This is a genomic window from Neobacillus cucumis, from assembly GCF_023715505.1.
Window position 1 is genome coordinate 1 of the sequence record NZ_JAMBOH010000027.1, and the last position, 26,423, is coordinate 26,423.

23 protein-coding genes and 1 pseudogene are annotated in these 26,423 nt (G+C 38.0%); 17 read left to right on the forward strand and 7 right to left on the reverse strand.

All coding sequences use genetic code 11. The features are described from left to right. The 7 genes from M3226_RS25030 to M3226_RS25060 all read left to right on the forward strand — a co-directional run. Window positions 1-5,480 (forward strand): Ig-like domain-containing protein (locus M3226_RS25030; protein WP_251571362.1); only part of this gene is annotated, 5,480 nt, incomplete at its 5' end. A gap of 131 nt (window positions 5,481-5,611) precedes the next feature. Next, entirely contained in the window at window positions 5,612-9,109 is a 3,498-nt protein-coding gene (locus M3226_RS25035; protein WP_251571363.1) for an immunoglobulin-like domain-containing protein, read from the forward strand. Between the two features lie 192 nt (window positions 9,110-9,301). Next, complete coding sequence (locus M3226_RS25040) at window positions 9,302-9,658, forward strand: hypothetical protein (protein ID WP_251571364.1); 357 nt, start codon at window positions 9,302-9,304, stop codon at window positions 9,656-9,658. 24 nt (window positions 9,659-9,682) lie between these two features. Then, on the forward strand, window positions 9,683-9,871 hold the full coding sequence (locus tag M3226_RS25045; protein ID WP_251571365.1) for a hypothetical protein: 189 nt from the start codon (window positions 9,683-9,685) through the stop codon (window positions 9,869-9,871). 377 nt (window positions 9,872-10,248) lie between these two features. Beyond that, a complete protein-coding gene (locus M3226_RS25050) occupies window positions 10,249-10,773 on the forward strand; it encodes a type 1 glutamine amidotransferase domain-containing protein (protein ID WP_251571366.1) in 525 nt (174 codons plus the stop codon). A gap of 718 nt (window positions 10,774-11,491) precedes the next feature. After that, window positions 11,492-12,508: an extracellular catalytic domain type 1 short-chain-length polyhydroxyalkanoate depolymerase gene (locus M3226_RS25055; RefSeq protein WP_251571367.1), complete on the forward strand. Its 1,017-nt coding sequence runs from the start codon at window positions 11,492-11,494 to the stop codon at window positions 12,506-12,508. Window positions 12,509-12,659: 151 nt separating this feature from the next. Further along, window positions 12,660-13,556, forward strand: coding sequence for an SH3 domain-containing protein (locus M3226_RS25060; protein WP_251571368.1), 897 nt, complete (start codon window positions 12,660-12,662; stop codon window positions 13,554-13,556). 376 nt (window positions 13,557-13,932) lie between these two features. Here M3226_RS25060 and M3226_RS25065 read toward each other — a convergent pair whose 3' ends face one another. From M3226_RS25065 to M3226_RS25075, 3 genes are all read right to left on the reverse strand, one after another. Beyond that, on the reverse strand, window positions 13,933-14,922 hold the full coding sequence (locus tag M3226_RS25065; RefSeq protein WP_251571369.1) for a DnaD domain protein: 990 nt from the start codon (window positions 14,920-14,922) through the stop codon (window positions 13,933-13,935). Between the two features lie 102 nt (window positions 14,923-15,024). Next, complete coding sequence (locus M3226_RS25070; RefSeq protein WP_251571370.1) at window positions 15,025-15,243, reverse strand: DUF2922 domain-containing protein; 219 nt, start codon at window positions 15,241-15,243, stop codon at window positions 15,025-15,027. A gap of 37 nt (window positions 15,244-15,280) precedes the next feature. Next, complete coding sequence (locus M3226_RS25075; RefSeq protein WP_251571371.1) at window positions 15,281-15,499, reverse strand: DUF1659 domain-containing protein; 219 nt, start codon at window positions 15,497-15,499, stop codon at window positions 15,281-15,283. 931 nt (window positions 15,500-16,430) lie between these two features. On the opposite strand from M3226_RS25075, the gene M3226_RS25080 reads away from it, so the two are divergent. From M3226_RS25080 to M3226_RS25085, 3 genes are all read left to right on the forward strand, one after another. After that, window positions 16,431-16,700: a hypothetical protein gene (locus M3226_RS25080; RefSeq protein WP_251571372.1), complete on the forward strand. Its 270-nt coding sequence runs from the start codon at window positions 16,431-16,433 to the stop codon at window positions 16,698-16,700. A gap of 252 nt (window positions 16,701-16,952) precedes the next feature. Next, window positions 16,953-17,276, forward strand: a complete 324-nt coding sequence (locus tag M3226_RS32850; RefSeq protein ID WP_374110689.1) for a DUF805 domain-containing protein — start codon at window positions 16,953-16,955, stop codon at window positions 17,274-17,276. A 106-nt stretch (window positions 17,277-17,382) separates the two neighbouring features. Then, window positions 17,383-18,045, forward strand: coding sequence for a hypothetical protein (locus M3226_RS25085; RefSeq protein ID WP_251571373.1), 663 nt, complete (start codon window positions 17,383-17,385; stop codon window positions 18,043-18,045). Window positions 18,046-18,792: 747 nt separating this feature from the next. On the opposite strand, the gene M3226_RS25090 is transcribed toward M3226_RS25085, so the two are convergent. Next, window positions 18,793-19,074 (reverse strand): hypothetical protein, encoded by a 282-nt coding sequence (locus M3226_RS25090; RefSeq protein ID WP_251571374.1) that lies wholly within the window; start codon window positions 19,072-19,074, stop codon window positions 18,793-18,795. Between the two features lie 405 nt (window positions 19,075-19,479). Here M3226_RS25090 and M3226_RS25095 point away from each other — a divergent pair, with 405 nt between their 5' ends. Continuing rightward, a complete protein-coding gene (locus M3226_RS25095; RefSeq protein ID WP_251571375.1) occupies window positions 19,480-20,700 on the forward strand; it encodes an ammonium transporter in 1,221 nt (406 codons plus the stop codon). 343 nt (window positions 20,701-21,043) lie between these two features. Here M3226_RS25095 and M3226_RS25100 read toward each other — a convergent pair whose 3' ends face one another. Next, window positions 21,044-21,820: a processed acidic surface protein gene (locus M3226_RS25100; RefSeq protein ID WP_308211987.1), complete on the reverse strand. Its 777-nt coding sequence runs from the start codon at window positions 21,818-21,820 to the stop codon at window positions 21,044-21,046. On the opposite strand from M3226_RS25100, the gene M3226_RS25105 reads away from it, so the two are divergent. The 3 genes and pseudogenes from M3226_RS25105 (at window position 21,717) to M3226_RS25115 (ending at window position 22,741) form a co-directional block, all read left to right on the forward strand. Beyond that, window positions 21,717-22,298: an MMPL family transporter gene (locus tag M3226_RS25105; RefSeq protein WP_308211988.1), complete on the forward strand. Its 582-nt coding sequence runs from the start codon at window positions 21,717-21,719 to the stop codon at window positions 22,296-22,298. The genes M3226_RS25100 and M3226_RS25105 overlap by 104 nt on opposite strands. Next, window positions 22,291-22,485: pseudogene (locus tag M3226_RS25110) on the forward strand (aspartate aminotransferase family protein); the annotation flags it as partial. The gene M3226_RS25105 and the pseudogene M3226_RS25110, both read left to right, overlap by 8 nt. 67 nt (window positions 22,486-22,552) lie before the next feature. Next, complete coding sequence (locus M3226_RS25115; RefSeq protein WP_251571377.1) at window positions 22,553-22,741, forward strand: hypothetical protein; 189 nt, start codon at window positions 22,553-22,555, stop codon at window positions 22,739-22,741. Between the two features lie 57 nt (window positions 22,742-22,798). Here the strand turns inward: M3226_RS25115 and M3226_RS25120 are convergent, their stop codons facing one another. Beyond that, the gene (locus tag M3226_RS25120; RefSeq protein WP_251571378.1) at window positions 22,799-23,125 is read right to left on the reverse strand and encodes a winged helix-turn-helix transcriptional regulator; all 327 of its coding nucleotides are present in this window, start codon (window positions 23,123-23,125) and stop codon (window positions 22,799-22,801) included. Window positions 23,126-23,289: 164 nt separating this feature from the next. Between M3226_RS25120 and M3226_RS25125 the strand changes: the two genes are divergently transcribed. The 3 genes from M3226_RS25125 (at window position 23,290) to M3226_RS25135 (ending at window position 25,293) form a co-directional block, all read left to right on the forward strand. Beyond that, window positions 23,290-24,216, forward strand: coding sequence for an aldo/keto reductase (locus tag M3226_RS25125; RefSeq protein WP_251571379.1), 927 nt, complete (start codon window positions 23,290-23,292; stop codon window positions 24,214-24,216). A gap of 92 nt (window positions 24,217-24,308) precedes the next feature. Beyond that, the gene (locus M3226_RS25130) at window positions 24,309-25,148 is read left to right on the forward strand and encodes an aldo/keto reductase (protein ID WP_251571380.1); all 840 of its coding nucleotides are present in this window, start codon (window positions 24,309-24,311) and stop codon (window positions 25,146-25,148) included. 16 nt (window positions 25,149-25,164) lie between these two features. Next, the gene (locus M3226_RS25135) at window positions 25,165-25,293 is read left to right on the forward strand and encodes an SDR family NAD(P)-dependent oxidoreductase (RefSeq protein WP_251571381.1); all 129 of its coding nucleotides are present in this window, start codon (window positions 25,165-25,167) and stop codon (window positions 25,291-25,293) included. 469 nt (window positions 25,294-25,762) lie between these two features. Here the strand turns inward: M3226_RS25135 and M3226_RS25140 are convergent, their stop codons facing one another. Beyond that, on the reverse strand, window positions 25,763-25,939 hold the full coding sequence (locus M3226_RS25140; RefSeq protein WP_098532599.1) for a DUF2187 family protein: 177 nt from the start codon (window positions 25,937-25,939) through the stop codon (window positions 25,763-25,765). Between the last annotated feature and the right edge of the window lie 484 nt (window positions 25,940-26,423).

The following is a 26,423-nucleotide window of genomic DNA, read 5'->3' on the forward strand; positions in this document are numbered from 1 at the left end:
CAAGTTATTCCGATTATGAAAATAAATTAGGAAGTGGTCAATTTACAGTATCGGGTACAACGGCAGATGTAACCAATCCGGTCCTTGATAGTATACAAGTAGATAAAACAGAAGTGAAGGCTGGAGAATCTGTCAAAATAAGTGTAAAGGCGACGGATAACGTTGGAGTAAGCCGTGTGTATGTCTACTACAAGTCACCTATTACAAATAAAACGATCGGAATTTATCCGAATTACAATTCTTTAACGAATTCATATGAGGGCTCCTACACGATTACGTCAAATTCAGAAGCAGGAACATATAAGATATCCAGTGTTTATGTTTATGATACATCGGATAATGTAACATATTTACCAAGTTATTCTGATTATGAAAATAAATTAAGAAGTGGTCAATTTACTGCTATTACAGAAAATAATCCACCTATATTCTCGGCCCTTTCTATCGATAAGAGTACAGTTGAATCAGGTGACAATCTAAATATCTATGTAGACGCATCCGACGATACCAATCTCCAGTCTGCAACTATTAATTACATATCACCGATTAGTCAATCTAAACGTTCGGTGACATTATCCTATAATGGACAGCGTTTTGTTGGTCAGATGGCGATCGATAGTAATACAGAAGCAGGAAAATGGAAGGTAGACTCAATTGAGATTAAAGATACTAATAATAATTCTACCGTTGTAAAATCAGATGCTGTCGATTTGAGCGCGGGAACTTTTTCTGTCCTTAAACCTATTACGCCATTAAATAGTTATATAGTCTCAACAAATGAGACATGGTCAAATAAAACGATAAGTAACAACGTTTATATTAAACCAGGGGTCACATTAACGATAAGTAGTAATGTGACGATCTACGGCAATATTTATGTACTTGGTGGTTTAAGAAGTTATGGTGGACTTAATTTAGTTGGTAGCCTATATGCGAATAGTGTCTACTTTGGATATTACACACCATCAAACGGACAAGCGATATTCACAGGTACAAACTATATCTCTAGCATGTATGTCAGTGGACGTGTGTTAACAGATGTCCCATTAACGCTATATGGAACACCGCTAGTCAGCAACAATGGCAAATTAAACCTAACCGGTGCCACACTACCGTTTGTTAGCGTAGCAATAAATGGACAAGCTATAGCATTAAGGAATGATGGGACATTTAGGCTGAATGACTTTTATGTTGGAAGTAGTGATACCTTATCTGTAAAAATAACAGATTTATTTGGTTATTCTTATTACTATTCCTACAAGGTTATTCCAGATCTAACTATTGATGAAATCACAAAATATACACAAACGATTTCTGGCATTACTGTACCGAATTCAACTATAAAAATATTAGAAAATAATAGTGTAATAGGAACTGGAACTTCAAATGGTCAAGGTTATTTTTACATACAGGGAAATAATTTGATCGAAAATAGTACTCTAACATTTGAAGTTTACAATACTAATAATGAACTGATTGCTTCAAAGCAAGTGAAAGTAAAAGATTTAACACCACCAGCAAATCCAACTTTGAATGATGTTACCGATAATGATCAAGCAGTAACAGGTGTTGCTGAGGCTGGATCGAAGGTGGACATTAAAGTTAATGGTTTGGTTATTGGTTCTGGTACCGCAGGGACGGATGGGAATTTTTCCATAGCTATTCCTGTACAAAAGGCAGGAGCTCAATTAATCGTTACTGCAACAGATAGTTCAGGGAACGTAAGTAATTCGACAACTATAACTGTCAAAGATGTTACCCCTCCATCAAAACCAACTGTCGATGAGGTGACTGACAAAGATACTGTAATTACAGGGCTAGCTGAAGCTGGTTCTACTGTGCAAATAAAAGTAAATGGTGTTCTTATTGGGTCAGCTACAACTGGATCGGATGGGAAGTTCTCTGCTGCGGTCTCAGTTCAAAAAGCCGGCACGGAATTAGTCATTACCGCTACAGATCATGCAGGTAATATAAGTGAGGCCATTACCTATGACGTAAAAGATGGTACGTCTCCTGCTAAACCAGATGTAAATGAGGTAACCGATAAGGATACTTCCGTTTCTGGTCAGACGGAGTCAGGGGCCAAGGTGGATATTATGCTAAATGATACACTGGTTGGCTCAAATACAGTGGAAGCGGATGGAAAGTTCACTATTATCATTCCTGTACAAAAAGCTGGAACTCAATTAGTAGTAACGGCAACGGATAATGCCGGAAATGTGAGTGAAACTGCTACGATTGTGGTCAAAGATGTCACTTCGCCGGTAAAACCAGTTGTAAATGAGGTAACTGATCAAGCAAACGTTGTAACAGGAGAGGCTGAAGTTGCTTCGAAAGTAGAAGTCAAAGTAAATGGTGCTGTCATTGGCTCAGGAACAACGGGTCCAGATGGAGAGTTCTCCGTTTCAATTGCTGTACAAAAAGCAGGAACTCAACTAGCGATTATCGCTACTGATGGTTCAGGTAATGTGAGCGAGACAACTACGAAAGTCGTGAAGGATATAACAGCCCCAGTTAAACCTGTCGTAAATGACGTATCTGAAAAGTCAAATACGGTAACAGGACAGGCAGAAGCTGGTTCTAACGTTGAAATCAAAGTAAGTAGTTCTATTATTGGATCAGCAAATGTCGGAGCGGATGGGAAGTTTTCGATTACAATCCCAGTACAAAAGGCAGGGACTAAGCTACTAATAACGGCTACAGATAGTTCAGGTAATGTGAGCGAAACTGCAATTGTTGAGGTTAAAGATGTTACATCACCAGCAAAACCAGTCGTAAATGAAGTAACAGATAAATCAACAGCTGTCACTGGTCAGGCAGAAATCGGATCAAGTGTAAAAATCAAAGTAAATGATTCTGTTATTGGAACAGGAACAACTGGATCAGATGGTAAGTTCTCCTTAAGCATTCCAGTTCAAAAAGCGGGGACGCAACTAGTCGTAACGGCAACAGATCAGGCGGGAAATGTGAGTGAAGCTACACCGGTTGTGGTTAAAGATGTTACTTCTCCGGCAAAACCAGTTGTAAATGAAGTAACAGATAAGTCAACAGCTATTACTGGCAAGGCAGAGGCGGGCTCAAAAGTGGAGGTCAAGCTGAACGGTACTGCAATTGGTTCGGGGACATCTGGAATCGATGGTATATTCTCCATAGGGATACCAGTCCAAAAAGCAGGGACGCAACTAGTCATAACATCAACAGATCAAGCAGGAAACGTGGGCGAAGCAACTACAGTGGTGGTTAAAGATATTACTTCCCCAGTGAAACCAATCGTAAATGAAGTAACAGATAAGTCAACAGCAGTTACTGGGCAGGCAGAACCTGGTTCGAAAGTAGAAATCAAGTTAAATGGCACTTTGATTGGCTCCGGAACCGCAGGAATCGATGGCAAGTTCTCCATTACGATTCCGGTTCAAAAGGCAGGGATACAACTAACCGTAACATCAATAGATCCGACTGGGAACGTTAGCGATGTAACTTCGGTTGTCGTTAAAGATGTTACGTCACCAGCAAAACCGGTCGTGAATGAGGTAACCGATAAAACAACAAGTGTTTCTGGCCAAGCAGAAGCTGGTTCTAAGGTGGAAGTTAAAGTAAGTGGATCTGTTATTGGCTCCGAAACGGCTGGAATGGATGGAAAGTTTTCAATTAAAATCCCAGTCCAAAAAGCAGGGACCCAGTTAGTGGTAACAGCAACAGATCCTGCAGGGAATGCAAGTGAAACTACGACAGTCGAAGTTAAAGATGTCACTACACCAGCAAAACCAGTAGTAAATGAAGTAACAGATAAATCAACGGCTGCAACTGGTCAGGCGGAAATCGGTTCTAAAGTGGAAATCAAAGTGAATGGCTCTGTGATTGGCTCTGGAATAACTGGAACAGATGGTCAGTTTTCCGTCACGATTCCAATACAAAAGGCGGGAACACAACTAGTTGTAACAGTGACAGATAAGGCTGGTAATATAAGTGAAGCAACTACAGTAGTAGTGAAAGATCTCACTTCACCAGCAAAACCAGTGGTAAATCAAGTAACAGATAAGTCAACGACTGCAACTGGTCAAGCGGAAATCGGCTCTAAGGTGGAAATCAAAGTAAATGGTTCTGTCATTGGTTCTGGAATAACCAAAGCAGATGGTAAGTTCTCCGTCATAATTCCAGTCCAAAAAGCGGGGACAAAGCTAGTCGTTATCGCAACAGATCAAGCCGGAAACGTGAGTGAATCTGTAACCGTTGTAGTGAAAGATGTCACTTCTCCAGCAAAACCAGTTGTGAACGAGGTAACCGACAGGGCAACAAATGTTACCGGTCATGCGGAAGCTGGTTCAACGGTAGAAGTGAAAGTGAACGGAACCGCCATCGGTTCTAGTACAGCAGGAGCAGATGGTAAATTCTCTATTATAATCCCAATGCAAAAAGTGGGTACGATTTTGCAGGTTACAGCCAAAGATACAGATGGCAATATCAGTGAACCAACTACTGTGACCATCGTGGATAGGACAGCACCTTCTGCTCCAACAGTTAATCCAGTTTCCGATAAGTTAAAAGAAATTACAGGGAAAACAGAAGCTGGTGCATTAATAACGGCCATGATTGGAAACATGAAGTTTAGTTCAAAGGCTGATAACCTAGGAAACTTTAAAATAATAATTCCACTTCAAAAAGCGGGAACTAAAATCATCGTAACCGCAGTAGATACAGCAGGAAATATCAGTCCAGCAGTTACGTTAACTGTTTTAGATAAGACAACACCTATGGCTCCTACTGTTAATCCTATAACAGACCAAACGAAAATCGTTACTGGGAAGACAGAAGCTAGTGCAACTGTAACCATTATGATTGGAATAAAGAAATATCAGGCAAAAGTAGACAACCTAGGAAACTTTAAGATTGCGATACCACTTCAAAAAGCGGGAACTAAAGTCATCGTAACCGCAGTAGATACAGCAGGAAATATCAGTCCAGCAGTTACGTTAACTGTTTTGGATAAGACCGCACCTATGGTACCGACTGTTAATCTGATCACAGACCAAACGAAAATGGTTACCGGGAAAACAGAAGCTAGTGCAACTGTAACCATTATGATTGGAATAAAGAAATATCAGGCAAAAGCAGACAACCTAGGAAACTTTAAGATTTTGATTCCACTTCAAAGAGCGGGAACAAAGGTTTCGGTAACGGCTAAAGATGCGGTTGGAAATGTAAGTGCAGCAAAAATAATGAGTGTAATGGATAAGACGCCTCCAGCTAAGCCAAAGGTAAACATTGTAAAAAGTACGACAATAACGATAACTGGAACTGCAGAGGCTTATTCAACTATTACAATTAAAGTTGGAAGTACTATCATTGGTACTGGGAAAGCCGATAAATATGGTAGATTTTCAGTAAAAGTTAAGGCACAAAGGAAAAATACTATTGTAAGTGTATATTCAACAGATGCAGCTAAAAATGTTAGTGCTGCTACCTCTGTGAAAGTTCAGTAGAAAGAGTACAGCCCTTTATAAGTCGAGAGGCACTAACTAATAAGTGCTTCTTGATTTAGGGCTAAATCGTTTTAGAGATGTGAGATATTTAGAATGATAGATTAATAGAATTTATGAAGGAGGTTTGTTTTTTGAAGAAAATTATAGCAATTATATTAGCTCTGCAACTGTTCATTGTACCAGGGGCTGCGTTTGCAGCAGAGGCTTCTCCACAGTCAGTAAAAAGCATGAGCTCGAACCTTGAGAGTGGGAACACTCCAGGAAAGTCCTTAAAAAAGGAGGCTAATTATCTTGATCCCTCTAGTTATCCGCTTATAGCCAAGGGAGGGTTGGCTGGATATTTATGGGACAGTAACAATTATTATCACTCTATTAATTTTACCGATATAACTACTTCTACTATTGGTACAGACTATATGACAATAAGCTTAGCTTATCGATCTCAATATTCTTATATTAAAGATAGATATATAAGCATTGAATTTTATAAAGAAGCCTCAAATTCCTTAAATTATGTGGGGGATACGACTTACAATACATATGGGTATAACGCTGTTAATTTAAATACCTCTGTAGCCAAATCCAGCTACCAAAATCAACGTTATATATATATGAGAGTAGGAGTATCAAAAAATAGTTATGATGCATACTATTCAGATGTAATAACCTTTAAGGTAGCTAATCCTTTTTATACATCTGGTGGAACAATCTCAGGTAATGATCGATATGCTGTTATAAGCAATGAATCTACCAATGGAAATTCGACAGAGCCAACAGGAGCTTTTAATATTGAAGCAATGAATAACTTATCTACTAAAAATTTAAAACCAAGTGTTTATAAAGTAGATTATAATAAGCATTTTGATAGTGTTAACAACAAAGGAAAATTAATTAGGAAAAGTTTACTCACCAGAAATCCATCTTATCAAGTAGGGGATTATAAATATTTTTGGGTTACAGACTTAACTGATGATTCGAATTATCAAATTAACACAAAGTTAGCTTATAGTGGTTCAAAGGCAAATATATGGGTTAATAATAACCAGATCACCGATGCAGATGCTGCCAAACTAGGACAAGAATTTGATAATAAAATCTATTCCACGGTTGTGAATAATTTTGGTTCTGAATCAGATGTTGACCATGATGGGAAGGTGAATATTCTATGTTATGACATTCAAGATGGTTTTTCAGGAAGCGGCGGATATGTAGCAGGTTATTTTGGGGCAGCAGATTTGTATAACGTCTCCTATTCTAATCATTCTGAAATATTCTATATTGATACGTACCCATCCATGGGCATGAGTTCTACAAAAGATGTTTCAAACGTATACTCTACGTTGGCCCATGAATTTCAACATATGGTCAATTATAATGAAAATGTTCTTATAGAAGGAAAAAGTGATACCGATACCTGGTTAGATGAGGGTCTATCCATGGCTGCAGAACAAATTTATTTAGGTAAAGGACTCACCGATCGTATCGACTACTATAACTCCTCTTCATCCATTCAAAATGGACATTCCCTATTGTACTGGGATTATAGCGGTGATGTTTTATCGAATTATGCCTTGTCCTATCTTTTTGCACAATATATTAAAGTTCAAGCCAATCAGGGAGATAAGATTTTTAGAGAGATATTAACAGATCCAAATAGTGACTATAAAGCAATTGAGGATGTTGCTAAAAAGTATATTAGTTCAGATATAACTTTTGGGAAATTAATGACCAATTTTCGAATGGCCTTATTATTAAAGCAATCTACAGGGGTTTATGGATTCAAAGATGTTTCTACTTTTAACACGTTGAAGGAAAAAGTTTATCAAGGAAGTAATATTAATCTTCGTGGTGGAGGGGCGATTGTGGCAGCCTTCAATTCAAAGGATGGACTATCGATCCCTGCCAATAAAGGACAGGATATTACTTATACGATTGCCAATATTCCTGGAACAGGGTTGGATACAACTCCACCAGCAAGCCCGAATGTAAACCCGGTTGGTGATTCCGATACTCAAATCAAAGGAACGGCTGAACCTAATGCAACTGTTTTTGCCAAAGTAGGGCAAAATCAACTTGGCAGCACCACTAGCAGTAATACAGGAGATTTCACGATCAGTATCTCTAAACAGCCTGCAGACACACTAATTCAAGTGTATGCAAAAGATGCAGCAGGAAATATAAGTACAGCCACAAATGTAACGGTAAAAGATGTTACAGCACCGGCAGTACCAATGGTTAATATTGTAAGTGACAGAGATGGTTCTGTTACTGGGCAAGCGGAGGCTGGCTCTACAGTTGAAGTGAAAGTGAATAGCTCGTTAATTGGCTCTGGAACAACTGGAACAGATGGGAAATTCTCAGTTTCTATTCCTACCCAAAAAGCAGGGACAAAATTAATGGTGACCGCGAAAGATAAAGCGGGAAATACAAGTGAAGTAAAAGAAATAAGTGTAACAGATGCACAAAGGCCAATCATAAATGGTGTATTTGATAAAACGATTAATGTTGGAGAATCGTTTAATGCATTAAGTGGAGTAACGGCAACAGACAATGTAGATGGGGATATTACATCCAGTATCGTTGTTACTGGCAGCGTAGATAATAAGAAACCAGGTGTCTATTTATTGACATATAGTGTGAAGGATAGTTCAGGAAATATAACAACCGTAACAAGAAAAGTCACAGTAGTGGATACAGTTAAGCCAATCATAAATGGCGTAGCTGATAAAACGATTAATGTCGGAGAATCGTTTAATGCATTAAGTGGAGTAACGGCAACAGACAATGTAGATGGGGATATTACATCCAGTATTGTTGTGACTGGTAGCATAGATAATAAGAAACCAGGTGTCTATTTATTGACATATAGTGTCAAAGATAGTTCGAGAAATACAACAACCGTTACAAGGAAAATAACAGTACTGGATACTATAAAGCCAATAATTAATGGAGCATCAGATAAGGTCATCACTATTAATACAAAATTTGACCCGAAGCTTGGTGTTACAGCCCGTGATAACATTGATGGAGACCTGACAAGTGCAATGAAAATAAATGGTTCTGTGAACACAAGTAAAAAGGGTGTTTATACATTAACATATACAGTTGCGGATAAATCAGGGAATGTATCAACAGTTACAAGAAAAATAACTGTTATTGATAATGTTAAACCTGTTATATTAGGGGCTATAAACAAGACCATTCCAATAAACTCATCATTCAATCCAATGTCCGGTGTAACGGCGAAGGATAATGTTGATGGTGATTTGACCAAATTAATTAAAGTGACAGGTACCGTTAATACGCAGAAAAAAGGTACTTACACCTTAGTTTACACAGTCAAGGATGCATCCGGTAATGTAACAACCGCGACAAGAAAGATTACTGTCATCGATAATATTAAACCTGTGATTTCAGGGGCAGTAAATATTACTATAAAATTAAACTCCGCGTTTAATCCAAGAGCAGGTGTGACTGCGAAAGATAACGTTGATGGTAATTTAACAAGTGCCATAAAAATAACAGGAACGGTGAATACCAAGAAAAAAGGTACTTACACCTTGATCTACTCGGTGACGGATAAATCAGGAAATAAAACCATACTTACTAGAAAAATTACGGTTAAGTGATTTTAAAAGAAGAAAAGCTGATTGGGATTAATGAAATCCAATCAGCTTTTCATTTTTACACGTACTACTTAATTCCTATTGAAATAGAATGAAATAATCGTTACCGTTTCACAAACGAAAGGCTCTTGGGATAAAATTACTGTTGGCGGTAAAAAAGGTTGGGCATCCAACCAATACCTAACCACTAAGAATTTGGCGGAAGGATTAAAGACAGTAGGAAGCAACAAACAGTTAATTATTATCACTTCTAATGGCTACAATACCCCAAATGCTGAAATTCGTACCTTCGAGAGAAATTCCCAAGGGAAATGGGTACCTGTTTTAACCACCACAGGACCTATTGGTAAATATGGATTTGCCACTGCCGCAAGTATGCGTGAAGGCCGTAATAAGTCTCCAATTGGGAAGTATTCAATTGGAACCGCATTTGGACGTTATGGAAATCCAGGAACCAAAATGCCTTATCGAAAAATCACAAGCGATGATGTTTGGGTGGATGATCCAACTTCAAAACTTTACAACACTTGGCAATCAAGAAGTGAAACATAAGGCCAATGGAAGAGTGCCGAAAACATGAATATCGCAGCATATACCTACGGTTTCGTTATCAACTACATTACACAACGAACTCCGAATAAAGGCAGTGCAATTTTCTTCCACGTTGGAAGTGGCTATACGCTGGGATGTACTTCAACTGCTCAAACGAATGTTGTCAACATCTTGAAATGGTTGGATCCTAAAAAGAATCCAGTCATCATTTAAACTCCGATTCAGGAGCTAAACAAATACTGATTCTCCACGGAGAAACAAAAAGCCAACAGAGTTCTGTTGGTTTTTTTGCAAAATTGGGATTATCCTGGCGGCCAAAGAAGAGAAAGGGTACATTTATCAACATAAGGAAAGATGCATATTAGCATGACATAGGAGGCAGTTAACCGTTAAATTCAAATAAAGATGTAAAGTTATATTCGCCTTCTTTTAGCCAGGTAATTTGTTTCTGTTTTTCTGATGCATTGAAGTATGAGAGGGGGTGAGGATGGTTTCCCCTTTCGGGAGCGAACGTTTTTTATTAATAGTTTATTTATGGTAAGGTTTATAATAGAAAATCAAAAATAAACGATACGGAAAGGAAATGGGATATGCGTTTACAGGGGAAGAAAATTATCAGCTTGGTTCATCATGAATTTGAGGATTTAGAACTTTGGTACCCGATTTTAAGGCTTAAAGAAGAGGGGGCAGTTGTCCATTTAGCAGGAGAACTTGCTAACGAAACCTATATTGGTAAATATGGCGTTCCCGCTAAGTCCGAATTTGCTTATGCTGATGTGAAGGCTGAGGACTATGATGCCATTTTAGTTCCTGGAGGATGGGCTCCTGATAAAATCCGCCGTTTTCCTGAGGTCCTTAGTCTACTTCAGGATATGAATGCCAGCGAAAAACCGATCGGTCAAATTTGCCATGCAGGGTGGGTCCTCATTTCCGCAAAAATTCTGGAAGGTAAAAAAGTAACCAGTACACCTGGTATTAAGGATGATATGGAAAATGCAGGAGCCATCTGGTATGACGAGCCTGTCGTCACTGACGGTCACATTGTTTCAAGTCGCCGCCCGCCTGATCTGCCTGACTATTTACGGGAATTTATTTCTGTATTAGAACGAAAATAAAATTGTGTGTCACACTGGGAAAATCAGTGAGAATAAACTGTTCATTTTAAATGGACAGTTTATTTTGATTAAGTCCTACCAGATGAACTTCTGATGCCTCCAACACTCCTCGACAATTTTTTCCTGTTCCGGGATTCAACAATCCACTATTTCAATGGAATGAAGCTGTTTTTAATTAAACGTTTGATCAATGGTGAAAAAGCTAAAATTTAGTCGGAAAGTGGGGAGAGTGTAGAAATTACTCATTTTCTAGGAAATAATTGCTTGTTTATTAAAAAAAAGAATTGTAAATGAGACAATCTTTTTATTGAGGGTTAAATGAAAACTCTTTTATAGCGGGGGTTACAGGGGATTTTATCAAACGTTTGATTAGGAATAGCCTTGAACGAATCTTGACGAAATTCGGAAGCATTCATCCTTAATCAAGAAAAGTACTCAGGCTCGTTTATAAAGTTTGTCATGACAGCTATCCTTAATTTATACATTAGTCCAATAGTAAAACTTTAGGTATAAGGGCTAAAGGTGATTAGAAGGATTTACTTTCCTCTTTTATCTTTCATCTCTTAAAATACATAGTAGGAGGTAGAGCAGCCTGTTTTTGCTTCAATATTGAATGCGTTTGACGTATAGTAGAATTCAAAAAATGCTATCTTTCGAAAAAAGGAAAATGTAGAAGTATAATGGAAACATATAGTTTAAATTAGGAAGGTTGATAGAGTTGGGGGAATTTCTAGATTTTTCATATGAGAATTTTAGGTACAAACTTTATGTTCCGAGCGAATATCAAGAAGACAAAGATACTCCGTTGATGGTAATGCTTCATGGATGTGAACAATCTCCGGATGATTTTGCTGCTGGAACAAATATGAATGAGCTTGCTGAAAAAGAAAATTTTCTCGTACTCTATCCTGACATGAATCACCTGTTTAATCCTATGGATCCGGCTGGTTATAACCTATTTGGATGCTGGAACTGGTTTTTAGATAAAAATCAGCACCGTGGAGAGGGACATCCCAGGTTAATTAATGCAATCATTAATCAGGTTAAAAGTAGATACCGCATCGATTCAGGTAAGGTGTTCGCAGCGGGATTATCTGCAGGTGCGGCACTCGCTTGCATTCTTGGAGTTACCTATCCGGATGTATTTAGCGGTATCGGAGTGTGTTCGGGACTTCCCTATGATGCTGCTAATGTATTTTTTCTAACCGATCCGATGGCTAAGGCAGCTACAGAAAGCATGCAAAAAGGCGTTTCGGACCCCTATGCATGCGGAAACAGAGCTTTTCAGGAAATGGGAAAGTTCAAGAAGAAAATGCCTGTCATTGTTTTCCATGGCATCTGCGATACAATTGTACATCCCATTAATGGACAGCAGGTTATCATACAGTGGGCACAAACTAATTTTCTTGTAGAAGGTGGTAAAGGAAGAGCTGATATTACACCTTTCCAGGTCAAATCAGACCTTATCAATGGAAGAAGTTGTACGAAACATGCATACGGAGATAGGGGCGGTGAACTTTTAATGGAACTATGGATGATTGATCAAATGGGGCACGCATGGTCTGGCGGGAGCTCAAATGGTTCTTATACGGATCCATCAGGCCCCAATGCAACAGAAATCATTTGGGATTTTTTCACCAAACACCATCAGCCCCATGTTGAAAATCTGGTCGAAGCACCTAAAAAGAACTTTTTTCTTCGTCTTTTTACGAAGCTTTTTAAGAAAAGAGGATAAACCTATTTTCCGATTTTTCTAATCTATTTAAGACTTCATCTCTATTCCCGCTTTTAAGACCTTCATACCTATTTTCTATTGAAATAGAAAGATATAATCGTTTTATAATAAAAGATAGATTAATCATAACTAGAATGGGGAAGATAATTAGATGTTTAAAAAGGGATTAGCCATCTTTGTTGCCATGTTTGTTTTATTTGCAGGATTTCTTGTCGTTAAACCGGTTCAAGCTGCGGCAAGCGTAACAAAATACGTAACAGCGACTACATTGAATGTCAGAACAGGTCCGGGAACGACCTACAACATTGTCACAACCGTTAAGCAAAACCAAGCTGTCACTGTTTCAGAAACGAAAGGCTCTTGGGATAAAGTAACGGTTGCTGGTAAAACAGGGTGGGCATCCAATCAATACCTAACCACTAAAAAGCCTGCAGCCCCGACTAAAAATTTGGCGGAAGGGTTAAAGACAATAGGAAGTAACAAGCAGTTAATTCTTGTGACTTCTAACGGTTACAATACCTCAAATGCTGAAATTCGTACCTTTGAGAGAAACTCCCAAGGAAAATGGGTTCCTGTTTTAACCACAACAGGCCATATTGGTAAATATGGATTTGCCACTGCCGCAAGTATGAATGAAGGCGGTAAAAAGTCTCCAATTGGGAAGTATTCCATTGGAACCGCATTTGGACGTTATGGAAATCCAGGAACCAAAATGCCTTATCGAAAAATCACAAGCGATGATGTATGGGTGGATGATCCAGCTTCAAAACTTTACAACACTTGGCAATCAAGAAGTAAAACACAAGGTCAGTGGAAGAGTGCTGAAAACATGAATATCGCAGCTTATACCTATGGTTTCGTTATCAACTACAATACACAGCGAACTCCGTATAAAGGTAGTGCGATCTTCTTCCACATTGGAAGTGGATATACGCTGGGATGTACTTCAACTACTCAAACGAATGTTGTCAACATCTTGAAATGGTTGGATCCTAAAAAGAATCCAGTCATCATTCAAACTCCGATTCAGGAGCTAAACAAATACTGATTTTTCAATTTTGTAATGGGTTTACTTACGAACGTTAAAAAGCAAGGGAAACACTCTTTTCAGGAGAATCGCAATTTAAATTTGTCCTTCATATCCAGATGAAGGACATTTTTTTTCAAAGAACAGGGCGAGCTAAGGTTATAGACGACCGAACTCCGTTACCAAGCCCAAGTTGGGTAGACAATAGGGGTTATAGACGACCGAACTCCGTTACCAAGCCCAAGTTGGGTAGACAATAGGGGTTATAGACGACCGAACTCCGTTACCAAGCCCAAGTTAGGTAGACAATCAGGGTTATAGACGACCGAACTCTGTTTCCAAGCCCAAGTTAGGTAGACAATCAGGGTTATAGACGACCATAACGTTTCCGGCATACTTACTGATCTTCTCCTGCCGTAAGGTCAGGTTCAAATCCACTTGGAATATGTCTTCTGGTAGAAAACGCTTTGATAGATTCCCTATGTTTAGGTACAGGCCTTTGGTTCTGATGATACGAATCAATTTCCTCAACAGTCAGTAAAGATTCAATTTCCCAGTTTTTAAGAATCGCAAAAACATAACCCAGACTGCGCTTGTTATTGGCACATGCAATATTCATCGCTTTTAGTATCACATCTTTTGGCTGAAGGAAACTAGAATTATCTAACCAAGATAACAGCTGCTGTTTGGCACTGATGTTCGTAAAACCAAATCCGTTGTAATCCCAAAACTCAATGATTTCTTTCACATCATCTGTATTTTGATGATCCACTACGAATGGATTGTTCTCTATATTTGGCTGAAGAACTTCTTGTTGTTGTTTTTCTTTTTCTTCTTCTTTTTCTTTTTGTCCACGCATCGTATAGCGATACGTCAACGTATCGTCATGCTCTCCATATAGAGGATTTAGATATGTATCATTTTCATCTTGCTCGCTAGCCTCATTGTCGAAAACCATTTCTTCTTGTTCACAGAAAGATTCATATAGGCTGCGAATTTCCTGTCTTTGAATAGGGTCCAATACATATCGAATCAGTGAGAGATCTTCTACCTCCTTTAACTCGGAAAAGATACAATCCATCACCGGTTTTCCCACTTTTTGTAGGTTATCTTTCCCCCAGTTTTTAATCGCAAGTTCTCTCGTTTCAGGATTGTAACGAATCAACTCGTGATGCTGGATAAATCGTTCCATTAACGAATAAACACTCTCAATCGAATAACCGAGATCAAATGCCATTTGTTTTTTCGTAATCTTATAGATTCCAATTTGAGTTGTAAAGGGATTTGTAAGTAGATATAGGTAAAAAAACTTGTCCTCTGGAGTAAACTCCTCTATAACGATCGGATTCTCCCAAAAATCTGTATGTATCATTCTATATTTCGCCATCCTGAACCACTGCCTTTCTCTTAAGGGTTTGATTCCGAAGCGTAAGAACCGTCCCCGCGCTTCCAAAAAGGCCAGGTTCAAGAGAACCCAGCCTTGCTGTTATTATGCTAGTTCATAGTCAGTTACATTGCGGTCGATGACTCTTGCACCTTTTGCAGACGTAAGCTTGCCGCTGCCTGTAGTAAATACGTTAGCTGTAATAATCTGTGCCATGGAGAGTTTTACCACTGCTTCGTCTACTGGCTCCTTTGGATTGTCCACTGTGATTTTCGCAGTTTTTCCAAACTCGGTATCAAATTGCAATTCTAAGGTTTTAGCCATTTCTTTTCACCTCCCATCCTTTGATTTTTATTGAACATTAACCAATAATCTCCGAGCTGTCATTGCGTTCGACTTTGTTTAAGTCAGCGTTGCATAAAACTGAGATCGCCTGTGCTGCCTGGAACAGCTGGTCAGCGGTTGCCGCTTTCGTTACATTGCTAAATGTTTTAGACTTCAAAATTGGATTTCCTTCGTTATCAATTCCCGATTGAAATACCAACCGAAGCTTTGTCGTTTCTAGTAATCCTTGTGCCATCTTCAATCACCTCCTTTCGTCTTATATATATAGTTTGAGAGGATAAAAGGACAGTTAGGTCGAAACTATTTTTACTAGTTTGTTTATTGGAGGTCCGTGCATGAGGAAGAACCACGGAAAGAAGGCTGTGCCAAGGTTAGCACAGCCTAGCACTTTGCTCCACTTAGGTCTTAATTAACTTCAAATAGAAATTGTTGCTACTCGAACAGGGGTGTCTATGTACATGTGTCATATAAGTTTGGAGAGACAACTATTGACATATTTTTTAGAGGTTAGAAGTAAGTAATTCAGGATTAGAGAGAAGTGAAGCCATTTTTAATTAAACGTTTGTGTAATGGGGTAAAAGTGTGAATTTAATAGGATTATGTAATTTCAAGAGAAGAAGGTCCGAATTTGTGGAAAGGTGAGTTTTCGTATACAGGTTTCTGTTTTCAAACTCGACAATCTTTTTTCACACTTTGCAGGGGAATGACGAATAGACCAACACTTGAAGCTATTTTAATCAAACGTTTGAATAGTGTAGCACATAGGGAATCTAGTCGTAGGGATGTCGTTTCCTGTAAAGAGGTTTAGAACGCAGGGAATCAGCCAATTTTTGGCATGTTTCTAAGAGAAGTCTATAATCGTAATCTTAAGATTTACATGCAGATTCATGGCTCTTCTGCATGGTCAAGCTGGAGGAGATAAGGGATAGGCTGAGTAAGGTTTTGAATTAGAAAGAAGTCCCTGCTACTAGAGTAGAAGGGACTTTTCAATTTAGTTGGCTACGGAACCTTTTAACCATGCAAAACAATTTCCGCATGGTTTTCTTGGTAAGATTTATTCGGATATGGGACATCAGTGGGATTTTGACCGAGTCAAATTCCTCACTGATGGCGAAGAGTATCTTGAGGCATTAAAGTAATGTAATCCTTCTGGAACTGGTTATGGAATGAGTTATGATGAGACGGCAGAAAGAATTACAAAGCAACAGGAAGAGCGTAAGAAGGAACAACTAGAACTGGAATTGTATCGTCTAGTTATGAATTTATCTGTAGAAGAACAGAATATGTATCTTTCTAAATCCTTCAAACGTCGATTAAGAAGAGGAAAATGTACTAGACGGAATGTTGAGTTGCCTGAGTATTTCAGAAAAGAAGATATTCCTTCCTTCTTAGTAAAGAAGATAGAAAATCCGACGACGGATCTCTTTCAATCGTAGGATATCTTGCTGACCCATTTAGTATTAGTGATGATCAATTGCCATTTTGGATCGGTCTTAATGCCTGGTCTTTTTTATCTATCATTCTGGTAAATTTCGTCATATAATAAAATTGCATTATACAAATATATTAACGGGGGTTTTAATGTGGAATGGTATGCATAAGCAATGAAGAATTACGCTAATTTTAGTGGGAGAGTCTACTCGGAAAGAGTATTGGATGTTTTATCTATTTAATTCATATTCATATTCATATTTGCCATTTTTATTATGATGGCTGTAACAGAATCAGATATGTTTTATTCCCTTCTAATACTTTATTACTTGGCTATTATCATTCTGACTATTTCTGTTAGTGTTCGTCATTTACATGACATTGGCAAGGGCGGAGCTGCAGTTTTATGGATTTTCGTACTGGTCCTATCATTCATCTTGTTCACGTTTGTTGAGAAAGTCAACAAGGTGATAACCTATATGGTCCAGATCCTCATGCAGTACAGGTACCACAAACAAAAGATTGGCAACAACTATAGGCTAAATGAAGATGATTCAGTGCTTCATATAGTAGATTATTAATTATTGATGAACCGGCGGTAATACATGATAACGGAAACACTTTTATGATGAGGATTGCTTAACAGAATACTAAATGAAAAAGAAAATGAACAAGAAGGGGAAAATTATGAAAACAATATTGGTATTTCTTAAAAAAAGATGGAGATATGTACTAACAGCAGTAATCGCATTAATTATTGGTTCATCTGGCGGTCCATCGCAGAGTGACTTAGATAAAGTTAATGCACAAGTGAAATCACTACAAAAGCAATTAACTACTAAGACAGAAACTGTTGCAAGTTTGAAGTCAGATAACAAGGATTTACAATCAGATAACAAGGAATTGCAAGCAAAAGTAGATGAAGCGGCTCCTTGGTTTAAGCTATCTGAAACAGAGAAAGCTAATCAGCAAAAAGAAGCTGACGCTAAGGCGGCTGAATTAGCTAAGAAAGAAGAACAGCGTAAGGCGGCAGAAGCTAAAGCAGAAGAAGAAAAGAAAAAGGCAGAAGAAAAGGCTGCAGCCCAAGCGGAAGCTCAAGCATTGGCAGCTAAGACAAAAACATTTGGTGCTGGTAAGTACCTAGTTGGTCGTGACATTGAACCAGGTCTTTATGATGCTGTAGCTTCTAGTGGTCAAGGGAACTTCTTTGTTAATGATGGCATGAAGGTAAATGAAATGTTTGGTGTTGGCGGGGGCTTTTATAATGGTCAGTACAATAATTTAGAACTTGAAGATGGAGACACTATCGATCTTAACAATGATTTACACGTTAAATTTGTTCCTAAGTAATGTATAAAAAACTTGGTAGATTATGCAGTATAAATATTCACTTTTCTCTATTATTACAGACAACAAAAATAGGCTGCCACCATGGTATCGGGTAGCCTATTTTTGTTATGCTGTTTAGATGATATCAACGACCTGTGTACACTATAGTCGTCCATAACAAATGCAGTACCATCGATATCTCCTGCAACGTGTTTTGGTCTCCACTTAGGTCTTAATGAACTTCCAATAGAAAATGTTGCCACTCCTACAGGGTGACTATGTACATGCGTCATCTAAGTAGGGGAGACAATCATTGACATATTTTTTAGAGGTTAGAAGTAAGTAATTCAGGATTAAAGAGAAGTGAAGCCATTTTTAATTAAACGTTTGTGTAATGTAGAACAAGTGTGAATTTAATAGGATTATGTAAATTCAAGAGAAGACAGTCCGAATTTGTAGAAAGATGCGTTTTCTTATAACGATTTCTCTTTTCAAACTCGACAATATTTTTTTCATACTTTGCAGGGGAATGCTTATTATCAACACTTGCAGCCATTTTAATCAAACGATTGAATAATATAGCACCTAGGGAAATAAGACGTAGGGATGTCGTTTCTTGGAAATTAGGTTTAGAACGTGAGATATAGCGAAGTTTCCGATGTTTTTTTTAAGTATCAACTACCTAAATTGACAATAAAGTATGTTGTTAAGTAAGGATTCTACCTTAGGAACTTTATAAGAAAAAAGACGACAAAATATTGTCGCCCCCTAACATTGTCTTTCGATATCTTTTAATTCTTGAAGAAAGTCTTCTCGAACCCAATAATATGTTTTGGATTGCTTAAATGCATTGATACATTCTTTTAACTGTTTATTCTCTTCCATTGAGGTTGCCAATGTTTCTGACGACAAGTTATTTGGAACTCTGTTCAGTAATCTTTTTAAATTTTCGTGTGTTACCGGATCCAGTTTAGAAAAAGTAACTTCTAAAGCAATTTCCATGAATGTCTTAAACCTACATGGGCTTGGAATGACTATACATGTCTGCATGAAATCTCCTCCTTCTAATGCTTTGTTCTAGCATAACAGGAAGTGGACAAGAAGTTTGTTCTTTTATGGTAAAAAACATAAATGATTTTGTCGTATTAGGAAGCAAAGGGGGACGGATCTCATGCTTACTTTCACCTAAAGGTAGGGTTACCCGAAGCGGAAGAACCGTCCCCACGCTTCCCTAGAATTTAGCCAAACATGTTGGTTCATATCGTCTACCATTTAGCAGTAAATTGTGAAGGATTTGACTTACACTAACGTAACAAGATATAACATTGTATTATTTTAACAATGAAATTATCAAAATATTCTATTGATAACATAGTAATAAAATAATATGATAGATTCATTAACGAGTACATGTAATAAAACCTAACATAAAAACTTTACAAAGGAGATAAAAACATGCAGATGGCCGATACAGTATTTATGTTTTTGTCAACCATTATTGTTTGGATTATGACGCCGGGAATAGCACTGTTTTACGGAGGTATGGTAAAAAGTAAAAACGTGTTAAGCACCGCGATGTACAGCTTTGGCTCAATTGCAATTGTTTCTATTATTTGGATTCTATTTGGTTATTCGCTTGCTTTTTCAACACATGGAAATCCATTTATTGGTGGACTCGATTGGGTGGGATTAAAAGATGTAACCTTTAAACCTAATAATGATTACAGTGCAACGATTCCTCATAATCTGTTTATGATGTACCAGCTAACCTTTGCCGTTTTAACAGCAGCGCTTATTTCTGGGGCCTTTGCAGAGCGTATGCGTTTTTCTGCTTTTGCTATCTTTACAGTCCTTTGGTCCATCTTGGTATACGCTCCTGTAGCTCACTGGGTTTGGGGAGTAGGCGGATGGATTCGTAATCTCGGAGCACTTGATTTTGCCGGAGGAAACGTCGTGCATATTTCATCTGGAGTTACCGGACTGGTACTAGCAATCGTTCTCGGGAAAAGAAAAGACGCAGTCTCAACAACTCCACATAACCTGCCACTTACCATATTGGGAGGAGCCTTAGTTTGGTTTGGATGGTTTGGCTTTAATGTTGGAAGCGCCTTAACCCTAAATGAAGTTGCGATGTACGCACTTATCAATACAAATACAGCAGCAGCTGCAGGAATTATTGGCTGGTTAGTAATTGAATGGCTGATAAATAAAAAACCGACGATGCTGGGAGCTATTTCTGGTGCAGTTTCGGGTCTAGTAGCCATTACCCCGTCTGCCGGATTTGTTACCCCTGCTTCCTCCATATTAATTGGATTCCTTGGAGGTACGATTTGTTATTGGGGAGTTTTCTGGGTGAAAGAAAGATTTGGTTATGATGATGCTCTTGATGCATTTGGATTACATGGAATCGGTGGAACATGGGGTGGAATTGCGACCGGTTTGTTCGCAACAAAATCCGTAAATTCAGCCGGAGCAAATGGATTATTTTATGGAGATCCAAGCTTAGTATTAAAGCAGTTAATAGCAATTGTTGCCACATATTTGTTTGTTGGAATCGTATCCTATATTATTATAAAAGTTGTAAAAGTCTTCGTCCCTGTTCGAGCAAATGAACAAGAAGAATCCATCGGCTTGGATATTACACTGCATGGAGAAAAAGCCTATCACGAAGCATAATTTCCTAAAAGGGTGATTGTATGAGCGAAGTTCTAACAAAAATTGAAATTATTACACGTCCAACAAAATTGAAGAATTGAAGCAAGCTTTGGCTCAAGTCGAAGTGATTGGAATTACAGTAACCCATGCTCTTGGCGCAGGATTTCAAAAAGGTACACGGAAACATACCGGGGCAAGAATTCGATGTTAATGCTAACACAAGGCATCGCCTTTTTTATTGTCATGGACCAATAGCAGGAAGGCCATGCCTCCTCTTCTACAACCAATGGTACGAACAAACTGTCCGATTCATCTCGGTTGCATTTTTTACAAGGGCCCTTCCCTGTAGAGAAGGGCCAAGGTATTATTTTAAATTTTGTCGTCCTTGTTCATATTTCTTTTCATGCATATGATCAACATAATCATCTGATATTTCACCTAAATGAAGTAAATCCTCCCCGTTGTCTACAACGTCAAGTGATTCAAAAAACTCTTGAGGTATATTAAAGTCAAACAGAAGTTCCCCTGAAGTACTGTAAACACTGCCAGATAAACTACCTTTTGGAATTTCTTGCATTTTTAATAAATCATTTAAGGTTACTGGTTGGCCGTTAACCTTAAAGTTCATTTTAATTTCATACAACGCGATTGTTTGTTCTAAAATTTGAACCATTTCATTAAGTTCTTCATCGCTTAATTGACTAGGATCTTCTACATTGGTGAATTTTTCCCAAAGAGTATCGTTTGTTGCTAATTGGTCAAGTTGATCTTTATTTTTTTCTTCTACTTCAGCTAAGTAGTTAAAAAATCTTTCTGCTTCTTCTTCAGTAATACCAAATTCCCCTAATGCTTTTTCGGTTTCCGCCATATACTCATCGTAGTTTACATAGAATGCAACTGATGCATCCAAATCCTCTATAAATTTATAGTCATTCAAGTTATCACCAAAATGGTTCATTAAATCATTAAATTCTTTCTCGGTAAGACCATATTTAGTTAATAACTCGTTAAAATTTTTTGAGTTAATTGCTTTGCTTGTGGATATGATGGACCGAATAAATTCAGGGTTACCGTTGATGATGGTGTTTATTATCTCCGTGACGTATGTAATATTGTTGTATGCTTTCAGATCGGTGCTAATCCCGCTTAAGGCTGTTATGATGAACGTCTTAAGCCTTGGAGCAAGTCTAGGAATCGTTATCATTGTGTTTCAGTATGGATGGCTAACGGGTTTTCTAAATATAACCTCCACTGGCTATGTTAGTATCATTATGCCTGTAACGATCTTTTGCATTGTGTTTGGGATTTCGATGGATTATGAAGTTTTTTTAATATCAAGAATTAAGGAAGAATACGATAGGTCAGGTGATAATGAAAAAAGTACCGCTACTGGGCTTCAGAAAACGGGTCGTCTTATCAGTAGTGCTGCCTTCATTTTACTAGTTGTTGTGGGTTCGTTCATTTTTACCAATATTGAAATTACAAAAGCACTAGGTGTTGGTTTATTTTGTGCCATATTCATTGATGCTACCTTAATCAGAATTATCGTAGTTCCCGCATTAATGAAACTGCTCGGTCCTGCCAACTGGTGGGCCCCAAGATGGATTGTAGGAAAGTAGGACTGTTGAAAAGGTTAATAAAGTAGTCGCTCTGTGCAGAGAAAAAGGCCTATTAATTGGCAAAAACGGTGATACTGTTGCCGGTTACAATAATATTTTACAGCTTTCTTCACCATTAAGTATTACAGAGGATGATTTTTCCTTTATTGTGAAGTGTTTAAAGGAAAGTATTCTCAACTTTAATTAACTCAATGTTTAATTTCACTTTACTTTTTGCAATATTTTGATAAGATAGCAAAAAGGCGGTGATATGTATGTCCATAAATGTAATTGAACTCCTTGGCTCACCGTATGAAAGCTTGGTTGATGCACAGGTTGATAAGAGTCCAAGTGAAGTGGTGGTAACTGAAACCGGAGAGACGTTTTATATCGTAGAACGTGAGGTTTATGATGCCCAGTTAGTGTCACACGGATATAAAGTCGTAGTAGAAGAAGGAGAGTAAACCTCTCCTTTTTGTATGCGTGCCCAGCAAGCCGTTAATGAAAGCCTTTGAGCCATACTATGCCCAGTAAGAACCCCAGTATTTCATTTCTATAATTATCGTATGTAGCGATTGTCCTTTTTCAGTAAGTGTATATTCAACTGTTACTGGTACTGTGGCGTGAACAGTCCGAATTAATACGCCATTGGATTCTAAGTGTCTTAGAGTATCGGTTAAGGCCTTTGGACTTACTTTTGAAATAGCTTTTTGTAATTCTCCAAACCGTTTTTTCCCTTCGAATAACTCTCTTAATACGAGAAAAGACCACTTTCCCCCAATTACACTAAGTGCTTTTTCAATGGAACATTCAATCTCTAAGGGTGCTGTTTCCTTTACTTCACTCATAGACTACCTCTTTCTAATTTATAGCAACTATAAATTTAATAGTAATTATTATATAGGTTAGTATAGCAAAAATATTTCAGTGGTTGTTGTTTAAATAAGGAAAACGTATACTTTTTTTGTAACCGTTTTTATTATACATATTGAAAGAGAGGGAGATGAACCAAATGAAATACCGTAAGCTTGGAAAAACAGATTTAAACGTTTCTGTTGTAGGAATTGGTACTTGGCAATATGGCGGCGAATGGGGAAAAGATTTCACACAAAAAGAAGTAGATGAAATCTTAGACAAGGCCAAGGAAATGGGAATTAATTTGATTGATACAGCCGAATGTTACGGTGATCACCTTTCTGAAAAATTGATCGGAAGTTACTTGAAAAATCAAAAAAGGGAGGATTGGATCGTCGCAACAAAATTCGGCCATCATTTCCATGAAACCTTTACCCGTACAAATCATTGGTCTGCTGGGGAAGTCGTTAAGCAGTTAGACGATTCTTTAAGAGCCCTTCAAACAGACTATGTAGACATATATCAATTTCATTCCGGCGGTGATGACGTTTTTCAAAACGAAGAATTATGGACTGTTTTGGACAAGCAGATGGAGGCAGGAAAAATCCGTCATCTAGGAATTTCAATCGGTTCAAACGAGAATATCTACCAAACGGACTTAGCAACAGAAGTAAATGCCAGTGTGATTCAGGTTGTGTATAACCGGTTAGACCGTAAACCAGAGGAACAAGTTTTTCCGTCCTGTGAAAAGCAAAATCTTGGGGTACTGGCAAGGGTTCCATTAGCAAGCGGTTATTTAAGCGGAAAGTATAAGCCGGGTGCAGTGTTTGATCAAAACGATGTTCGGAATAACCATTTACAAAGTGAAGTTTTAAAACAGCTTAAACTAGTTGAAGAAATTCAACGAAATGAAGTCCCAGAAGGAGTTAATATGGCTCAATGGGCACTTGCATGGTGTCTACAACATCCAGCTGTTACAAGTGTAATCCCAGGTTGTAAAAATGTCGAACAAGTTGAATTAAATGCACGGGCTGCAGACTTGGAATTGGTATCAGATCAGCATCCACAAGCTGTGGAAGTTTAATAGGAGAAAGCTATTAAACTGGAAGCCTGTTCATCAGTGGAGAAATTATGTAGCGTTATAATTTTTTATAAATGATAAAGGAGGAGAGAGGAATGACAAAAAATTCACTAAGTACTACTACGTTAAATAATGGTGTAAAAATGCCTTGGCTCGGGTTCGGTGTTTTCAAAGTCCAAGAAGGAGAGGAAGTAGTAAATTCCGTAAAGACTGCCCTTGAAGTCGGGTATAGAAGCATTGATACTGCTGCTATTTATGGAAATGAAGAGGGAGTAGGTAAAGCGATAGCTGAATCGAACGTACCTCGTGAAGAGTTATTTGTGACAACTAAGGTCTGGAACGGCGACCAAGGCTATGAGTCTGCCTTGGCGGCATTTGAAACAAGTTTGAACAAATTAGGTTTAGACTATTTAGACCTTTATTTAATTCACTGGCCAGTACCTTCTAAAGGATTATATGTTGAGACATGGAAGGCACTTGAGAAACTTTATAAGGATGGGCGCGTCCGTGCGGTTGGAGTAAGTAATTTTAATGTGAACCATCTCGAAGACCTTCTTGCAAACTGTGAAATTAAACCGATGGTCAACCAAGTGGAATACCATCCAGTCTTTAATCAAAAGGAATTACATGATTTTTGTAAAAAGAATGAAATCCAGCTTGAAGCATGGTCCCCTCTTATGCAAGGCGGTCTTCTTAACGACCCAGTCTTAGTTGAGATTGCAAACAAGTACAAAAAGTCTACCGCCCAAGTGATCCTGCGCTGGGATATCCAAACAGGAGTGGTGACTATTCCAAAATCAATCAAACCGCATCGTATTGCTGAAAATGCGGATATCTTTGATTTTGAACTTACACAAGAAGATTTAACTCAAATAAGCACGCTTAATCAGAATAAGCGTCAGTTCGGTGACCCTGAAGTGGTCGGCAGAGATTAATAGGGGGGGACTCTAGGTGGAACAGAAAGTAGTTGTCATAACAGGTGCAACAAGAGGGATTGGCCGTAACACTGCTTTATTTTTTGCGGAAAAAGGATTTTCTGTGGTTGGAACTGGCAGAGATCTCGAGACGATACAGACATGACACGTTACCAGCGATATACAGGGGGTAGGACAAAAATATTTAACTGGAATCGAGTCATTATTCGAGCAAAACATAGATGTACCGCCGCATCAGGCACCACAGTTTGCCTTTTTATTGGCGGCAGGGGAACTAGATGAGTATGTCGGTCGAGTCGTGTCTGTTTATGATGATTTAGAGCAATTAAAAACAGTTGCTGCTAACGCAAGTGATTCCGACTTCTATAAACTGCGGTTAAAGAAATAAGTTCAAGTATTATATGAAAGAATACGCAGATCAATCTTTGATACCGAAGATTTGGTCTGCGTTTTTCAGTAATAGGGGTGCGTGTCACGCCCCTAATGCAAAGACAGTTGTGCAAAAGCAAAAGAATTTTCCGGGAAATTGTCTTTTTTTCTGTAAAATGTGTATATGTGCTCGACAATTATTTTGAGAAATCTTTTGGAAAGTTTTTTAACGGTTGATTAGAACATTAAAGGACTACATATTTTTTATGAGAAACAACTGTCTTATTATTTTCAAAGTTTCGGCCTGAGATATTTTCGAGGATTTCAACTATGACCGAGTTCTCTCCGACCTTCTCGACCTTACCTTTAATTCCATTAATTGATACAATATTGTCTCCAACCATTGCTTTTTTCAAATACATGTAAACCACTCCTTACATCTATTAATTGGTGGATTCATAAAAGAGATATTGATTAATAGGCATTTTACATGGAAAAAGGCGATGTGTCATAGAAATTGTAAGAGTATCTTCCAAAGATATGGAGCCTTTCTTATTTTTTTAATAAGTAGAAGAGGGATGTCAAAGAGCATTTTTTATAGGTATACTAGGTGTCTGTGTACATATGTCATCAAAGTTGGGGAGACAATCATTGACATATTTTTTAGAGGCTAGAAGTAAGTAATTCAGGATTAGGGCGTAGTGAACGCGTTTTTAATTAAACGTTTGTGTAATGTGGAAAAAGTGGGAATTTAATTGGATTGTGTAAGTTCAAGAGAAGACAGTCCGAATTTGTAGAAAGATGAATTTTCGTCTACAGGTTTCTCCTTTCGTTCTCGACAATCATTTTTTATACTTGGCAGGGGAATGCTGCATAGGCCAACATTTGCAGCTATATTAATCAAAC

Coding starts and splice junctions, on each gene's coding strand:
- M3226_RS25045 (WP_251571365.1), top strand. CDS start 9,683: ATGAATATCGCAGCATATACCTACGGTTTCGTTATCAACTACATTACA.
- M3226_RS25090 (WP_251571374.1), bottom strand. CDS start 19,074: ATGCAGACATGTATAGTCATTCCAAGCCCATGTAGGTTTAAGACATTC.
- M3226_RS25050 (WP_251571366.1), top strand. CDS start 10,249: ATGCGTTTACAGGGGAAGAAAATTATCAGCTTGGTTCATCATGAATTT.
- M3226_RS25095 (WP_251571375.1), top strand. CDS start 19,480: ATGCAGATGGCCGATACAGTATTTATGTTTTTGTCAACCATTATTGTT.
- M3226_RS25070 (WP_251571370.1), bottom strand. CDS start 15,243: ATGGCTAAAACCTTAGAATTGCAATTTGATACCGAGTTTGGAAAAACT.
- M3226_RS25085 (WP_251571373.1), top strand. CDS start 17,383: ATGAAAACAATATTGGTATTTCTTAAAAAAAGATGGAGATATGTACTA.
- M3226_RS25120 (WP_251571378.1), bottom strand. CDS start 23,125: ATGAGTGAAGTAAAGGAAACAGCACCCTTAGAGATTGAATGTTCCATT.
- M3226_RS25115 (WP_251571377.1), top strand. CDS start 22,553: ATGTCCATAAATGTAATTGAACTCCTTGGCTCACCGTATGAAAGCTTG.
- M3226_RS25125 (WP_251571379.1), top strand. CDS start 23,290: ATGAAATACCGTAAGCTTGGAAAAACAGATTTAAACGTTTCTGTTGTA.
- M3226_RS25130 (WP_251571380.1), top strand. CDS start 24,309: ATGACAAAAAATTCACTAAGTACTACTACGTTAAATAATGGTGTAAAA.
- M3226_RS25075 (WP_251571371.1), bottom strand. CDS start 15,499: ATGGCACAAGGATTACTAGAAACGACAAAGCTTCGGTTGGTATTTCAA.
- M3226_RS25080 (WP_251571372.1), top strand. CDS start 16,431: ATGAGTTATGATGAGACGGCAGAAAGAATTACAAAGCAACAGGAAGAG.
- M3226_RS25140 (WP_098532599.1), bottom strand. CDS start 25,939: ATGTATTTGAAAAAAGCAATGGTTGGAGACAATATTGTATCAATTAAT.
- M3226_RS25065 (WP_251571369.1), bottom strand. CDS start 14,922: ATGGCGAAATATAGAATGATACATACAGATTTTTGGGAGAATCCGATC.
- M3226_RS25060 (WP_251571368.1), top strand. CDS start 12,660: ATGTTTAAAAAGGGATTAGCCATCTTTGTTGCCATGTTTGTTTTATTT.